Annotated in this window: 15 protein-coding genes; 5 read left to right on the top strand and 10 right to left on the bottom strand. The window is 30.4% G+C overall.

Annotation, left to right across the window (positions count from 1 at the left end; genetic code table 11):
- Positions 1-114: 114 nt before the first annotated feature.
- Positions 115-1,491 carry a zinc ribbon domain-containing protein gene (locus SM9_RS02150; RefSeq protein ID WP_058738575.1) on the top strand — a complete coding sequence of 459 codons (1,377 nt, stop codon included), beginning with the start codon at positions 115-117 and terminating at the stop codon, positions 1,489-1,491.
- Between the two features lie 682 nt (positions 1,492-2,173).
- Here the strand turns inward: SM9_RS02150 and SM9_RS02145 are convergent.
- Entirely contained in the window at positions 2,174-3,121 is a 948-nt protein-coding gene (locus SM9_RS02145) for a coiled-coil domain-containing protein (RefSeq protein WP_058738574.1), read from the bottom strand.
- Between the two features lie 63 nt (positions 3,122-3,184).
- Positions 3,185-4,486, bottom strand: coding sequence for a hypothetical protein (locus tag SM9_RS02140; RefSeq protein WP_058738573.1), 1,302 nt, complete (start codon positions 4,484-4,486; stop codon positions 3,185-3,187).
- A 339-nt stretch (positions 4,487-4,825) separates the two neighbouring features.
- Between SM9_RS02140 and SM9_RS02135 the strand changes: the two genes are divergently transcribed.
- From SM9_RS02135 to SM9_RS02125, 3 genes are all read left to right on the top strand, one after another.
- Entirely contained in the window at positions 4,826-5,059 is a 234-nt protein-coding gene (locus tag SM9_RS02135; RefSeq protein ID WP_058738572.1) for a hypothetical protein, read from the top strand.
- The gene (locus SM9_RS02130) at positions 5,056-5,457 is read left to right on the top strand and encodes a PIN domain-containing protein (RefSeq protein ID WP_058738571.1); all 402 of its coding nucleotides are present in this window, start codon (positions 5,056-5,058) and stop codon (positions 5,455-5,457) included. The genes SM9_RS02135 and SM9_RS02130 overlap by 4 nt, the downstream gene beginning before the upstream one ends.
- 143 nt (positions 5,458-5,600) lie before the next feature.
- Positions 5,601-6,776, top strand: coding sequence for a hypothetical protein (locus tag SM9_RS02125; protein ID WP_058738570.1), 1,176 nt, complete (start codon positions 5,601-5,603; stop codon positions 6,774-6,776).
- Between the two features lie 35 nt (positions 6,777-6,811).
- On the opposite strand, the gene SM9_RS02120 is transcribed toward SM9_RS02125, so the two are convergent.
- From SM9_RS02120 to SM9_RS02095, 8 genes are all read right to left on the bottom strand, one after another.
- Positions 6,812-7,279 carry a type II toxin-antitoxin system CcdA family antitoxin gene (locus tag SM9_RS02120; protein WP_058738569.1) on the bottom strand — a complete coding sequence of 156 codons (468 nt, stop codon included), beginning with the start codon at positions 7,277-7,279 and terminating at the stop codon, positions 6,812-6,814.
- 110 nt (positions 7,280-7,389) lie between these two features.
- Entirely contained in the window at positions 7,390-9,360 is a 1,971-nt protein-coding gene (locus SM9_RS02115) for an ATP-binding protein (protein WP_058738568.1), read from the bottom strand.
- Positions 9,361-9,384: 24 nt separating this feature from the next.
- Entirely contained in the window at positions 9,385-9,885 is a 501-nt protein-coding gene (locus SM9_RS02110) for a hypothetical protein (protein ID WP_058738567.1), read from the bottom strand.
- Between the two features lie 35 nt (positions 9,886-9,920).
- A complete protein-coding gene (locus tag SM9_RS02105) occupies positions 9,921-10,481 on the bottom strand; it encodes a hypothetical protein (protein ID WP_058738566.1) in 561 nt (186 codons plus the stop codon).
- A gap of 34 nt (positions 10,482-10,515) precedes the next feature.
- Positions 10,516-10,650 carry a hypothetical protein gene (locus SM9_RS12465; protein WP_269744795.1) on the bottom strand — a complete coding sequence of 45 codons (135 nt, stop codon included), beginning with the start codon at positions 10,648-10,650 and terminating at the stop codon, positions 10,516-10,518.
- Complete coding sequence (locus SM9_RS02100) at positions 10,643-10,984, bottom strand: hypothetical protein (RefSeq protein WP_058738565.1); 342 nt, start codon at positions 10,982-10,984, stop codon at positions 10,643-10,645. The genes SM9_RS12465 and SM9_RS02100 overlap by 8 nt, the downstream gene beginning before the upstream one ends.
- A gap of 165 nt (positions 10,985-11,149) precedes the next feature.
- Positions 11,150-11,323: a hypothetical protein gene (locus SM9_RS11855; protein ID WP_157064638.1), complete on the bottom strand. Its 174-nt coding sequence runs from the start codon at positions 11,321-11,323 to the stop codon at positions 11,150-11,152.
- A 745-nt stretch (positions 11,324-12,068) separates the two neighbouring features.
- Complete coding sequence (locus tag SM9_RS02095; protein WP_157064636.1) at positions 12,069-13,196, bottom strand: tyrosine-type recombinase/integrase; 1,128 nt, start codon at positions 13,194-13,196, stop codon at positions 12,069-12,071.
- Positions 13,197-13,889: 693 nt separating this feature from the next.
- Here SM9_RS02095 and ltrA point away from each other — a divergent pair.
- On the top strand, positions 13,890-15,383 hold the full coding sequence (gene ltrA / locus SM9_RS02090; RefSeq protein WP_058738564.1) for a group II intron reverse transcriptase/maturase: 1,494 nt from the start codon (positions 13,890-13,892) through the stop codon (positions 15,381-15,383).
- Positions 15,384-15,417 lie beyond the last annotated feature (34 nt).

Genomic DNA, 15,417 nt, shown 5'->3' with positions numbered 1-15,417 from the left:
TCATGAAGTTTGATTAAGAACAACATTAACAGCCCTATCTGTAATAGATAAACTCTTTCGGTAAATAAAGAAAAATAAATAGCAATTTATATCATAAATAATAAACCCTAAAATATGCAATCATGTGAAAACTGCGGTAATAAAAACATACCTGAAAATTCAAAATACTGCAATCATTGTGGAGTCTTTTTAAAATTAGCTAAACAACCAATTCAATTTAAAGAAAATAAATCTTCTCACTTGAAATCTTTGAAAGAAACATTAATTGAAGGATCAAAGATTATTGATGAAGATGAAGACGGACGTTTGTCAACAAGCAAAAATATAGAATATTATCAAAATCTTGTTTGGTCATACTTAAAAGAGACTACAACTTTTGAAAATGAAATGAATGATGAAATCACTGAAAAAGAATTTATAATACATATTTTTAGGATATTGAATAATGTAAAATATCAAAACGATGAGGATATTCTAAATGAATTTTTAGTTGAAATAAATAAAATAGCCCACTCTTCAAAAACAACAAATAATTTTAAAATAAAATTTATTTTTTACACAAATATTGAATTAATAGATTCAATCAAAGATAAATTTTGTGAAATGTTGCATTTATTTAATTTAAAGATATTTAATCCAAATAATTTATCTTTTGAAGATGAAAAATTAAGAAAAGATTTTAAAACTGAATATATTATGCTGGAATATATTGCAAAAGGAAAAAGTTTTTACATGATGGAAAAAGAAGCAATTAATCGAGTATATTTATTTTTTGGATATTTATCATTCTTACATTTATTTCGAAAAAATGTTAAAATGTTTAGAGCAAATACATTAAGTGTAGACTATAATCTATCTGACATAAAAATTTCTTCAATTCATGAATTGAATGAAGATAATACTTTTATTGGCGATGAATTTAATTCATATTGTATTTTAAAAGATAGTGAAACATATGAAAAATCAAAATTAATTAAATTTTCAAATACAAATTTATTATATGATTTTTATAAAATTTTAATGAGATCCAAAAATAAAAAAATTATTTATCAAATAAATGAATATCTGATATTATATTACAAAGCATCAAATGAGGCTGATTTAGATATATCATTTCTTAAATTCTGGACGTTAAGTGAAAGAATAATTAAGAATGGCATTGATAGATCAGATAATTATGTGATAAATTATATGAGAAAAATACTTAAACACTACAAGTATCCCAAATCATATCAAATGAGAATTTATTATATTAAAGAAAAAAGAAATAAGTTAATCCACGAAAATATTAGTGAAATTACACAAAATGATAGGAATGTTATTAAATCAGTTTGTGATAGTTTAATTTGGTTTTTAATGGAATTTGAAGAATATGTTAAAGATATGAATGAATATGAAATTTTCTTAAATTATTTTAATCAAGATAACGAAAGATTAATTGAAATATTAAAATTAATAAACAATCTTAAACAAAATATCGAAAATAATTAGTTGTATTTGGATTCCATGAAGAAATAATTTTTGACCTATTGATTAAATACTAATTTTATTCAAATCAAATCCAACTTCCATACCGCACGTTATAAACGAGCCAATTCGCCCCCACCATAACCATGCCGACCCTATGCTGACCAAAGGGAAGCATATGTGGAAGGCATGGTATAGGTGGGGGCGAATAGAATTGGCGAGTATATACTTAATAAGGAACCGACACCAGTTGTCGGTTCCGTAATCCACTCTACAAAATAAAAATAATATTTTCAATCTTATCTCGATGTTCCGTCCGACCATAGGTCGAACTGGACGCCTTGAGCGTTAGCGAAAGGCCTATACTATAGATCCCCCAATTAATGTACTATCAAGTTTCGAGGAACAGGGGCTTGTCCCCCTGTTCCGAGTTTATGGTTTGGAATTATTAAATTTGTCAAATTTAAGAACCGACCATTTATCGGTCGGTTCGGGTTAAGTTTTGTAAACTTAAATTAATTTGTATTGGCACTCATGGGCAATTAAAATGAGGGCTTGTCCCCCATTAATTAGGCATTAAGGGTATCAATACAGCATATCAGGAGAAGTGAGAAAATGTATAAAAAATCACTTCCCCATCAAATAACGAGGGATTCATGAAAAATCTAGCTCCAGTGTAAAAAGCAACAAAAATACACCATCATAGCTATATTCTAGTTCTGTTGAATCCCATGTCCTTTAAAATCTTATTATATTCTTCACGGGTAGTAAAGGAAGGTGCATTTTCATCAGATGTACTGCCGGTTTCACCGACTTCTCCCTCATTTCCAGAATTTTCAGGATTTCTTCCACCAGGCGTTGAACCGTCATTACTGGCTTCTATTTGTATTCTTCTCTCTGCCAGTTTTTCCATCAGTTCCATATCAACATCACCAGACAATAGTTTATCAATTATTTCCTTATCCTGTGCATTTTCATTATAGTTAAAGTTGTATTTAGATTCGTACTCTTTTATTTTTCTTTCATTTTCGGCTTTTCTGAGTTCTGATAACTCTTTTAGGATTTCATCTTTACTGTCTATGAATTCCTTATTTTCTTCAATAGCTTTTTTTATTTCATCATATTTTTCAGATTCTTCCTTTAAGCTATTTATTTCATCCTGAAGCTTTCCAATTTCTGCATCCTTGCCCTGCAATTTCTCCAATAACAGACTAGTTGCTACATTAGCATCTTTACTGGGAGGATGAGGTTGTGGCTCATGAGTTCTGGTTTCTCCAACATCTTCAGTTATTTCAGAATTCAATAAAGTAATTTTTCTAGGGTTTTTAGTTACACCAACATCTATTAAGCTCATAGTATCAATTCCAAATGAATCTCCATTATCTTTCAGCAAGACATCAACTTTAGGGGACAGACCTTTTCCTTCCATATCCAGTTCATCCGGAACTTCAATGAATAGCTTACCTTTTTCATAAGAGATATTGTTTCCAATACCGACATAGATATTGTCATGCTCAGAAGTTAAAGGAATTCCTCCACGGTAGTTTTCAGCTATTAGCTTTAGATCATCTTCAGTCCATTCAACAGGTTTGTCAAGTCGATTGTCCAGATCGGAATAGTCATATGATCCGACTTCAAAAAGTTCATGCCTCATCATTATCACTTTTTATTATATTATTTATTATATATTTTATTACTTATTTTATATAAATATATATTATATTTCGGCTCCACTATCACTTACAATCCTTTCACCTACAGGCTGTTCCTCTTCAAAGTTACTTAAATAATTCTCATATATTTCATCACCTTCAGCTGATAACTCCATTATATATTTAACAACATCATCTCTTGAATAGCTAAAATAAACATTATACGTATCTTTAATACCCATTAACTCCAATTGGCGATTTAATAGTTCATTGCAGTACTTTAAAACCCATTTCTGGTCATTGGCTACATTAACAATGAAACCTGTAATAGCCGAATCGTTAATGTATTCTGCAACATTCTGGTTTGATTTTTCATTACCTGCCTGAGACTGCGGTGTTACAAAAGTTCTTAAAATATTATTTCTAAAGATTTCAGTCTGTCTAGTATAGTCTGACTGGTAATTGTTACCCCCAAGTATTTTAGATTCAATTCCTGGAGGTACAATAGCCACATTACTGTCTGCAGTAGTTCCATAATCTGAATAAAGATTTTCTTTAGCAGTGCTTGAAAGTTCAGTAATTATAGGTTGACCGTTAGCATCAAGTGAAGGCTTAACCTCAATAATATTATCCTTATTAATTCTCTCCACCTGATTTCTCTCCAGATTGCACTTATGATAAATATCATCTAAGCAATTCAGGATAATGCTTTGAGCCTCACAGTATATTTCATTATACATAAAGTTAATAACTTCTTCAGCGTCATATTTAACTGTTAATTTTCCTTCTTCAACGCTTACAAAATTATTAAAGTCTTCAGGAGTGCCATTAACAACATCTTTAGGCATTTCATGCAGGAATAGCTGCACTTCATTATCATCATTAAATTCCTTTTTTAATCCATAGCCTTTAGCACCGATTTCTAGAAATATTGGTTTAATATATTTGCCGATATCCTTATCCCAACGTTCAACCGGTTTAATTAAACCCTCTCCATCAACCATTCCTCCCTGCAGGATGTTTTTTGCTACCTGGCTGATGTCGATTTTTCTGGCCCATAATATTAAAGTTAATTTCTGTTCCTGTGAGAGTTTATTGTCCTTGTCCACCAATACCATATTAACATTAGCTTTATCAATCCTGTTTTTCAAAATTCCTGAAGTATATCCGTCAAGTTTAACGGCATATCGTGCATTAGCTATTGTCTTATTAATTACTGGTGGAAGCGCATCAATTAGATCAAGGCCAGTATTGATTCCATCAGTTCTAGGTTGTCTTTCATCTTCACCCCAATAGCTACGTTTTGTGTTGTATTGTTCTACACGATTATTCAATAATCTAGTTTTAATAAAGTTAGCAACACCCATAATAATCACTTCCAATTAATGTTTAACTTGAAATATATCTTTTATTATAATATTTATTATATTTTTTATATAAAATAAGTAATAAATAATTTGGTAATAAAGATAAATAAAAAATAAGATTAAAACTCGATGTATTTTTTATAGTTTTGAATTTCTGTTAATCCTAATTTTATCATAAATTTTTAATTGACAGATAAATTTATATATAACAGAATTTATAATTATAACCAACGCTATTGTAAACTTTAATGTTTTAGCAATAATTTAACAGATTAATATTTTATGATTAATTTAAGATGCAATGATATGAAAGATATGTGAGATATGAGGTGAAAAAATATGATGGTAGCAAATACAAAAATATATAAAAACTTCCAAACATCCATCCCAAAAGAGATGAGAGAAGCTTTTGATATAAATGATGAAACTATTGTAGAATGGGGAATAACTGATGATGGGCAACCAGAAGTTAACTTCAGAAACAAAGTCAATATAGAGGATATAATTGGTATTGTTAAAACAAAAGAGGTTACAAATAGTGTTGAATTAAAAAGAGAGGTATATAAGAAATGAAAAAATATTATTTCGACAGTTCATTTATAATTGCATTAGCGTTAGAAAACGATAGTAATAAAGAAAAAGCATTAGAACTTAGAGACTTATTATCTGAAGATTGTTATATTGGAGATAATGTAATAGAAGAAGTTGTTAATGTTGTTAATTTAAAAGGGGATGCTGAAAAAGCAGAAACAATGTATTACTTCATGATAGATAACTTTAAAATTATAAATGAACATACGATACCCCATTATAATTCAAAAACTATTAAAATATTTAATAAATTTGATGGTAAACTAAGCTTTACGGATTCTGGCATGATTGTAACAGTAATGGAATATAATTTGGATTATTTAGTTACTTTTGATAAGGAATTTGCAAGAGAAAAAAGAATTAATGTAAAGGGTATCTAAAATAAATATTTCTTTATATGGAAAACTTGGTGAAGTGACAAGTTTTTCCATTTTTTTCTTCTTTTTTGATTAATAATTTTTTAATTAAATATTCTGAACTTTAGTGAAAAGATTAATGAAAATATAAAAATAAATAGATAAATATGACTCCAAAAATTCAATTAATAAAATATCCTCCAATCAATAAAGATAACTTTCCAGACATAATAATTAATCAAATAACACATTTTGAAGCATTTGATACATTTGATTATAACTTAATTTGTTTGAATAATCCCAATATATTCAAATATCAATATGATATATTTGAAAAAGCTGATGATTTTTATTCAATAAAAGCACGTATAAACAAACCCTACTCAAGTGAAATTGTAGTTATACTACCCCAAAATAAATATAGCAAGCAGAGAGGAATTAAAGATGAACTAAATATGATTTATAAATTTTTAAAATTATATTTTAATTCACCTCCTTTTGAATTAATATTTGAAAAAAATAAAACAAAAATGGATAATGCTGAATTAAGTGCTGATTTTTATTTAGATATTAATCATAATTCATGTGAAATAATCACTAAAAATACTAATGATAATGCAACAACAATCAAATATAAAAATATAATATATACAACTTTAAATTTAGAAAATAATAGAGATATTATTCATTTTATCAAAGAAATTGAACCTAAAGATATTATTGATATTCCCAACTGGTTTGATGAAATTGAAATGTTTGATGATGAAGAAAAAAAATTATTTATTGAACAAAGAAAACAAGAAATACAATTGTTAGAAGAAGAAATTAACACTGCAGAAAATAAACTTGAAGAAAATAATTATTACAAATCAATATTGTATAAGCAAGGAAAACCTTTAGTAAAAATTGTTTTTAAAATGTTAGAAGAAATGCTTGATTACGATTTATCTGAATTTAAAGATGTTTATAAAGAAGATTTTCTAATAAAATTTAATGATATCACATTTATTGGTGAAATAAAAGGTGTTAATAGTAATGTAAAAAAAGGACATCTTGGACAATTAGATGATCATGTTACAGATAGGGAAGATTATTTAGATGAAAATAATATAAAAGAAATAATTAAACCTTTATTAATTATTAATACATTTATTAAAAAGAACCCTTATGAACGTGAAGAGGTTGATAAAACAACTATAAAAAAAGCAGAAGAAAAATATGAAACATTAATTATTACAACCATACCTTTTTTAAAATTATATGAAAAATTTAAAAACAATGAAATAACTACTGAAGAAATAAAAAATAGATTTAAAGATGAAATTGGTCTGTTTAAACCTTAAAATTGTTATGTTATCATTTTTAATAAAACTTCAAATTAATAATTAACTAATTCATTGTTTTCACAATATAATTTCAACACTTCTTGCCATGAATTAGTATCCACATCAATATCCGTTTCATAAACCCAATCAAGAATATCTTCTAATTCTTCTTCATCTATTCTCAATACTTCAATAGCTTTTTTCATTAATGCATCATCAGGAATTAATCTTACCCTGTAATCATTCCACAGAAATCTCCAGACCTTATCTTTTTCAAAATTTTCAACTTCCAATCTACTTTCTTCAGCATCAAAGTTTTGATTGATTAAAAATAGTTCTACTTGTAATTTACCGATGTTGTCTGTGATTTCATTGATGTTTCCTATAGGGTATGTTCCATTTACATAACCCAAGTAATGTTTTAAACATTCTTCAACAAAACCAGATAGATTAGGTATGTGATTTTTTGCTTTTTCTAAAATTTCTTCTTCAATACTAACTTTCAAACTTTTTTTAGTCATACATTTTACCTCCATTATTAATACTCAATTCTCAAAAAAGTTTCAGGGGTCTTGAAATATTATGACCATATGGGCATAATGACCATATGACCATGATTTCAAAACTTCCCTTAAAGAGTTTTTTTCACATTCTCATATGCAATGTCAAAAATCCCCTCTCGATTTATACCTTTTTCATGACATAACATGCCACATTCAATTTCCAAATGCCTCAATGATTCAGAAGATAACATGCCCCCTTCCATATCGATATTATTTCTAATCATATTTTCCATATCAGAAATAACACTTAATTCATCCTGTGAATGAACTCCATATAACTCACCTGCTGTTGCTAATGATAATCCTAAACCCTTTAATGCTTCTTTGTAAATGTCAATAGCTTCAATTGCATCTTTGATTGTAGCTTCGGAGCGAAATTCACATTTTGCTCTAGCTATTGTTAATCTCTCCAAAGCCTTTAAATCCCTTGCAGTTATGGGTTTTCCGTCACTTGTCTGTGAAGCAACTTTTCTTGTATCAACATAAAACTCCCTAAGGAGTATTTTTGCATCTCTGCTCAATACTGGAAAGCAGTTGGCTTTAATCCATGTTATGTATTTTTTAAATAGATCAATAGCTATTGTTTCAGATTCATCAAGGATGAAATCTTTATTAAGCAATGCATCAGCAAGTTTAGAATCCTTTTCTTTATCCACATCATCTTCAAGGGCAAATATCAAATCAAAACGGGACAAGTTGGATTCTGGTATTTCCAATTGGTCCCGATATAATTTATATCTGTCAAATTTGCCATATTTTGGATTTGCACCGGCAAGTATTGATGTTCTTGCAGACATTGTTTGTACCAGTCCCGCTTTAGCACTTGAAACACTTGACTGTTCCATGGGTTCGTTAAGTGATTTCTGTGCTGAAGGGGAAAGCTTATCATATTCATCAATGCATAAAACACCAGTATCTGCCAGTACTGTTGCACCGGCTTCCATTGTCCAAGTTCCGGTCAATTCATCTTTTACGGTCGAAACCGTTAATCCTGCTTGTGATGTGTTGGTTCCGCTTATAGTAATGTTTTTAGGTGCACGTTTTTTCATAGCCTGTATTAACTGGCTTTTTCCGATTCCAGGATCGCCAATTAATAGGATATGTATTGTCCATCTGTCCATATTCTCGGATTTGAACACATCAGAAATCGGCCTATTTCCTTCAAATAATTGAAGTATCAAACCTTTCTTGATAGTTTCATGACCGTAAACTTCAGGAGCTAAAGTCCTCCACAACAAATCAAAAACATTATCCTGTTTAGACAGGTTGATTATTTCATTAATGTCCTCTTCACTAATCCTTGAATCTTCAAAAACATCATCTACAGGAGTAATGTTGTGAACATGAATTATGAACTCAAATCCGTCACTTCGGCCTTTAATTTTTCTAGGTTCAATTTTGAAAAGGCCAGTTACATTAACAACATCACCTACTTTCAGATTAGTGAATGGAGATGCAAGAAAATCTAAAACAATAGCTTTAAATTCTCTTGTTGAACCTCCACTCCTTAACTCCAATGGTTCTTCAAGTTTCAATAATCTATAATTCCTGTAAATACTTGTTTCTTTATCAAAATTCATGGATTTGCTTCTTGCACCACAACCATCACAAAAAGGTGGAACCCTTGTTTGCTGTGTGGGGTTGGAGATGTGCAAGAAGTGCCGTTTTCCACATTCTCTGCAAAGATAACAGGCAGTTTTTAAATCAACACGGACGTCAGTTATGTTTTTAATCATTGCTTTGGTGCTTATCCATTCATTGTTATATGTAGCATCCAAATCATGGAGGTTATCTCTTTCAGGCACGTTTATGAATTTTAAGGTAACGTTGCCAGTATCGAAATATTCATCCATCTGATTAATGAACTCATATATTTTATGTTTCCAGAAATCTTTCCCGGATTGATCAATCAGGAATTGATTTAAATCATCATAATCAATACTGACTTTACACTGTTTATTTTGAGATTTGAGTTTGTCAATCTCTTTTTTATGTGTTTCTTTAATGTATTTTTTTAACAGTGCTTTACCGGTAGCCATTTTGAGCTTGCTCCATTTATTCGTTTATTTTACTTGGACATCACGTACAATGAAACTGTAATAGACATAGCTTCCAGTTTTTTCTTTAACCTGTATCGTCATTTCACCTAATCTGTTTACGAATTCACGGTACTCTTTAAGATTAACGTTTTTGATGATGTTTGATTTGCCGACTGAACCTGCATTTTCCAATTCAAGAATGCTGGTAATAAAATCAAATAGTACACTTCCTTTTCTGATATTTTTGTGAATGTCTCCATCGTTTTTGAGGTTTACATTGATTTCAATATATAACTGCTCATCATCCTGAAAGATGTATAGTTTGAATCTGTTGACTGTTTTTTCTTCCCCATCATCGTCAAATGTGTAAGAAGTAACAGAAGACATTTCTGGCCTTCCCGCCAATAGTTTGCCGTCTCCGAAGTCTTTCAATTCTGCTTTTTCATATCCGTCCGGAATTTCTACAATTTCTTCATAATCTAATTGTGTACCTGTGAAGATAGTCTGTTTGTCATTAAAACTCATTTTATCCTTCTCCTAAAAAAATATAAATTGAGGATTTAGCTATTGTCCTCTTTTAAAAATTTTGATTGATTTTCAACTGCTTTTTCAGCTGTCATTTCTTCTGCTGATACTTCTCCCGCACCTATCAGTTCAGCTATTGCACGATTAGTTGCACGTGTTTTAGCTGTGGACATAATGGTGTGATCTGAGACTTTGTCTTTTCCTTTTTCTGAGCGAGAACATAAAGCGTCTGATTCTACGCTGCGTCCATTTGGAAGAGTTGCTCTAACGCAGTAATAAGCTTCACGTACTCTGCCCATTTTGGTTCTTTCAATGTCACGATCTACAATTGAAGTGTCGACATTGAATGCACGTGAGAGTTTTTGCCATACTGATTTCTTTTTAAAGTGCCTTTTGACTTTAATATAGTTTCCGTTTTCATCCTTTTCTTTTACAATGATTTCCTGATAATCCGTTTCATTCAATAATCCTTTACATAGTTTTTGATATGCGTCCCATTGTTCAATAGCCACATCAACATTAGGAACATTATCTGCAGCTATTAATCCGTTTTCTTTAGAGACTTCTGAATTTTCTATAATTTCTGCTTTTACCATTTTTTCACTTCCTATAAAGATTGGAGAGTTCCTATTAGAACCCCCCATAACTGGTTGCAATTCCAATCCAACCCAATACTAAAGCAAATAATATACTTCCAATCAAAATTAATTTTAGATTAATGTTGACTGGTTCTGGTTTAGGATATAGTCTGGCCGGTTTAGACATGTGAATCAACTCTTTTCTTTTTCCTAAATCCAACAATAAAAGCTTCACCCCTTCTGAATTTGATGAATGCTGTATCTCCTTTAGTTGCATAATTAATTAATGGCAACAGTTTTGCGTGTATTAATGTAGAGTAGGAACTTTTTGCACCTTTAACTAATACAGTGCCATTATCATCAATGTGGAGAATTTTTTGTTCTACATCACCTTTGGCAACTTTAATCTCACCGTTGTGGGTTAAGATGCCATGGTAATTGTCTTCGAATTGATTAATGGAGGATGTCATCTGATCAACCTCATTAATGCAATCATCTACAAATGTGGAATAGCTATTCATTCTATTCACCCACATTTTCAATTCTATCAAAAACGTCCCATATTTTATCCCATACCTCTTTTGGAACTAAAACATGAGGCACTCCATTTACATCCTGTTCTAACATAGTTTGGCGACTCCTTGAATGTTTTTAAAATTATAGTTCTACAATCTAATGGATTAAATCTATGAATCCAGTTTCGATATCCTTATTTCATATAAAGCAAAGAATTTTCTTTCATTGTTAATATTTTCAGATTCTGAAATTTCAGCAATTGCTTCTTCAAGAGCCTGAAAGTTATGGACAACAATGGTTTCTTTACGTATTCTTTGGTTTATTGATTTTTTTAGTTCATACATATTTTGGCGACCCCATATTTTTCACCTCCCAATTATTATTTCAGTAAGTAATTGAGAGAGAAATGATTTTTGAAAATCTTAATCATATTGGCCAGGAATGTATGAAAAGTAAAAATAGCGAGTCGGTAAAAATAATTTTTCATTCTTTACCACATATTTAGAATAAGATAAGCACTGATTTTTTCAATTTGAAAATCTTTATATAGTTTTTAAAATAAACTAAATATTGGGTTAAGTTTTGAAAAGTATTAATTTTAACATAGTTTGGCGACTCTGTTTACTATTTCTATTTTTCTTACTGGCCCTATAATTTAGGATTATATTAAAAAATAATATTTATTAGCTCGTTTTCCATATAAATATTTTTTTAATATTATAATCCTTTTTTATATGGTTTAAGATCTTCTTTTTTCTCATTACATTTTTTTCATGTTTTATTGATATTTTACCTCACTAAATTGATAGTTTAAGCCTTACAAAAAAAATTGTTCTCACTCGTAAGAATTGTCCCGACTCATAAGAATTGTTCTCACTCGTAAGAATTGTCCTCACTCATAAGACCCAATCATAGATTTGGTGTTTTGAATATATAAAACTTATCTTTTACTTTTTTTGAATAATATTCAATGAAAAAACAGTTTTTATATTAAATTGTTTACCCTCAAAAAATAATCGCCGATGTTTTTAAAATTGGTGTTCAGTAAAAAATAAGAAAAAATAGTAAAATGTATAAAATGGAAATAATCTATTCAAGACTATTTCCTAAAGCTTCTTTGATAATAGATATATCACTCCTGAGTTTATCCAATTCTTCATTTAAACGTTTATTTTCATTTTCAATTTGCATAAACTCTGGAGATTTAAAAGATAATTTCTCTACATCAACATTAATTGTTAGAGCACCCAAATGTTCAATATACTTACTTCTTAATCGTAAAGGATCTTCCATGAAATAGGAAGTTCTGGTCTGGTCTTTACCCCGTCCCTGAAGTTCATCAATTTCATCCATACTAAGCCCATCATTATACAATTGACTGGCATGAAATTTCCTTAACATATGAGAACGAAACTTATTATATGCACCTGCTTTACCCAGCTTTAACTGATTGTTGATTTTTCCAAACGTATTATTAAGATGGGTGGAAGTGATATTAAACAGCTTAGATGAATTGGTTAATTCTCTTTCATCTATTACCAGATAGTGCAATATCTCAGCTGTAGACTCCGGACTTGAAAAAGTAGTATAATATTTGTTGGTTTTCTGCCTTCTTAGACTCCAGGATGGAACAATATCGTCTCTACCATATAATTCTACGAGAACATCATCAAAATCACTTTTTTGATGGTATTCATAGGTAGCATCTATAAAATCCTGAATAGTCAAATTTAAAGTTTCCCTTTTAGCACAGCCACTGCTGGTCATGAATAAAATAATGGCCTTCATTAAAGGATTAACCATTTTTAAAACATGCCTTATCAATTCCTTATCGGGCAAATCATTATAAGAAATAGGTGTGGCTTTTTTAACATTTTTCTGATTTAACTTTGGCATTCTGCCAATTTCAATGTCATATCCTTCTTCATAAACTGTTCGGACTCTGCTAGTATAACCTTTAACGGTATTAGCAAGATGTCCTTTCTCCAGCAAATGATTTCTAAATGCCAGAAGTCTAGACCTCAACATAGAATGTTTCCATTTGACACCTTCCTGCTCTTCCCTTTCAGCCTCATCCAATAATTCATGGAAGGGCATCTCATGAAATTGGGAATAAAGTCCAATAGCAGTCGTGTAACTCTTTATTGTAACATCCTTAAGTCCACGTTCATAACAAAAATTTTTAACTATTAGCTCGTCTTTTTTATCCATAATCATATTTATTACCCCTAAAAAAATAGGTTTTTTCCTAGAGCATTTGATAAGTAATAGTGCGACAAGCTAGGGTCTATTTCCCATTTAAATCAGTGAAATCTTATTTCAATCCCAGTTATGACGGGATTTTCCCCATTGAAACTCATAATCGAGTAATTGATTATGAGGTTGCATGATATTATGCATAAATAAGTATAAAGCATTCATTGTACTTATGTGCTAGGGAAAGAGTGAAAAAGGTTAACGTAAGTGAACAATTGTAAGCTTCGTAAATCAAGCCAATAGGTAGAATGCAACGTTAAACTTAATTTAACTACTATTGAATAGCAAATTCATAGAAATAATCAATGATTACGTGATTATTTAGTCATAACCTTACAGTAATTTGCCGGAGTATAGATTGAACCTTAATTCATTCGCTTCTGAAGTAGATCAACTTGGTAAGCCTCACAAGATCTCACAACTATCTGTGAGTAAGCGGATTGTAAATGAAGCCTAATTCCTTGGGAGGTAATGGATATCAGAGAAAGCAAAAGCCATTAACAGTCGAAAGACAATAGGAAATAGTGGGAATAATAACTATAATGGATACCACACCTTCGTGTGTGGCATGGATAACATGGCAGACTTCTGATTGGTGGAAAACGTGAATATAAAACGGAAAATAAGTAATTTATTCAAAGGATTAGTGATAAGATGAGATACGCTCAAAACAATGATGTTTATGAGTCCACAGCACAATACGCTACGGATTGGTCTTGTATCAATTGGTACAAGGTCGAGAAGTATATAGATAAGTTACAGAAACGGATATATCATGCCGAAAGCATAGGAGATTCAAGAAAAGTACGAGATTTACAAAGAATATTGGTGAGAAGTACATCTGCCATTTTAATGGCAGTTAAACGTGTTACACAAATTAATAAAGGTAAAAGAACACCTGGAATCGATGGAAAAGTCATCAAAACTGATAAACAACGTGGAGAATTAGTTGATAAACTCAAAACTAGGAATATATCTAAACATGTTCCTAAACCTGCGTATAGACATTATATTCGTAAGAAAAATGGTAAATTACGCCCTTTGGGAATTCCTACTGTTATTGATAGGGTTTATCAAGAAATTATTCGCATGGCATTGGAACCTCAAATGGAGGTCAATTTTGAACCCATCAGTTATGGGTTTAGGCCGAAAAGAGGAGTCCATGACGCCGTAGAACGAATATTTAACATTATCCACAACAATAAATTTTGTGAAGTATTTGAAGGTGATTTTAAAGATTGCTTCAATAATTTATCTCACGAGTTTATTTTAAGTAAAATTAGAGGTTTTCCATTGATTAAACTGGTAGAAAGGTACTTAAAAGCAGGATACGTTGATAATGGTGTGTTTAATAGGACCACGAGTGGTACTCCTCAAGGAGGATTACTTTCACCTTTACTGGCAAATATTGCTTTAACTGGACTTGAAGACTATTTAAACATCTCTTACAAGAAGAGAACTCAAATACGAAATGGTGAAACCAAAGAATTTTATGAAACTAAAGGAAAATATCGTGTTACTCGATATGCCGATGATTTCGTTATTTTCGCAAGAACTAAAGAAGACATCGAAAAAGTACCTAAAATTCTTGAAAACTACCTTTCCGAGAGAGGATTGGTACTTGCAGAAGATAAAACTAAAATTACACACATTTCTGAAGGATTTGATTTTCTAGGATTCAATTTCAGACAATATAAAACTAATAAAGGTTTAAAATGTTTGATTAAACCATCAAAAGATAGTATCAAAAATTTTAAAGCTAAAGTGTCTGAAAGAGTCAGATGGCATCACGGAGACAACGTGGACAGTCTGATAGACTCTTTAAACCCTTTAATAATTGGCACTGCCAATTATTGGAAACCTACTGTTGCTAAAAAGATATTTTCTGATATGGATTACTATATATGGAACAAAATATATAAGTTTTTGCGCCGTTTGCACCAAAATAAAGGTTGGAAATGGATTAAAAGAAAATATTTCCCAGAATACGATGATGGATATCATCGTGGAAAATGGGTACTAACTGGTCCTAAACAAGAGAATCATTTAATTAAAATGAGTTGGACTAAGATTAAGCGACATAAAATGATAACACACAATAATTCACCATATGACAAAAGTAAAGAGAACTACTTCATGAATCGATGAAATATCATGACTGAACTTTCGGATAAAGTTCTGC

This window comes from Methanobrevibacter millerae, from assembly GCF_001477655.1.
In the GTDB taxonomy this organism is placed as follows: Archaea; Methanobacteriota; Methanobacteria; order Methanobacteriales; family Methanobacteriaceae; genus Methanocatella; species Methanocatella millerae_A.
This window is presented reverse-complemented; position numbering and strand designations above follow the sequence as displayed.

Bases quoted from the DNA above. Each gene is read 5' to 3' on its own strand.
- SM9_RS02135 (WP_058738572.1), top strand. From the start codon at position 4,826: ATGATGGTAGCAAATACAAAAATATATAAAAACTTCCAAACATCCATC.
- SM9_RS02130 (WP_058738571.1), top strand. From the start codon at position 5,056: ATGAAAAAATATTATTTCGACAGTTCATTTATAATTGCATTAGCGTTA.
- ltrA (WP_058738564.1), top strand. From the start codon at position 13,890: ATGAGATACGCTCAAAACAATGATGTTTATGAGTCCACAGCACAATAC.
- SM9_RS02100 (WP_058738565.1), bottom strand. From the start codon at position 10,984: ATGAATAGCTATTCCACATTTGTAGATGATTGCATTAATGAGGTTGAT.
- SM9_RS12465 (WP_269744795.1), bottom strand. From the start codon at position 10,650: ATGTCTAAACCGGCCAGACTATATCCTAAACCAGAACCAGTCAACATT.
- SM9_RS02125 (WP_058738570.1), top strand. From the start codon at position 5,601: ATGACTCCAAAAATTCAATTAATAAAATATCCTCCAATCAATAAAGAT.
- SM9_RS02115 (WP_058738568.1), bottom strand. From the start codon at position 9,360: ATGGCTACCGGTAAAGCACTGTTAAAAAAATACATTAAAGAAACACAT.
- SM9_RS02095 (WP_157064636.1), bottom strand. From the start codon at position 13,196: ATGATTATGGATAAAAAAGACGAGCTAATAGTTAAAAATTTTTGTTAT.
- SM9_RS02145 (WP_058738574.1), bottom strand. From the start codon at position 3,121: ATGAGGCATGAACTTTTTGAAGTCGGATCATATGACTATTCCGATCTG.
- SM9_RS02120 (WP_058738569.1), bottom strand. From the start codon at position 7,279: ATGACTAAAAAAAGTTTGAAAGTTAGTATTGAAGAAGAAATTTTAGAA.
- SM9_RS02150 (WP_058738575.1), top strand. From the start codon at position 115: ATGCAATCATGTGAAAACTGCGGTAATAAAAACATACCTGAAAATTCA.
- SM9_RS02140 (WP_058738573.1), bottom strand. From the start codon at position 4,486: ATGGGTGTTGCTAACTTTATTAAAACTAGATTATTGAATAATCGTGTA.
- SM9_RS02105 (WP_058738566.1), bottom strand. From the start codon at position 10,481: ATGGTAAAAGCAGAAATTATAGAAAATTCAGAAGTCTCTAAAGAAAAC.
- SM9_RS11855 (WP_157064638.1), bottom strand. From the start codon at position 11,323: ATGTATGAACTAAAAAAATCAATAAACCAAAGAATACGTAAAGAAACC.
- SM9_RS02110 (WP_058738567.1), bottom strand. From the start codon at position 9,885: ATGAGTTTTAATGACAAACAGACTATCTTCACAGGTACACAATTAGAT.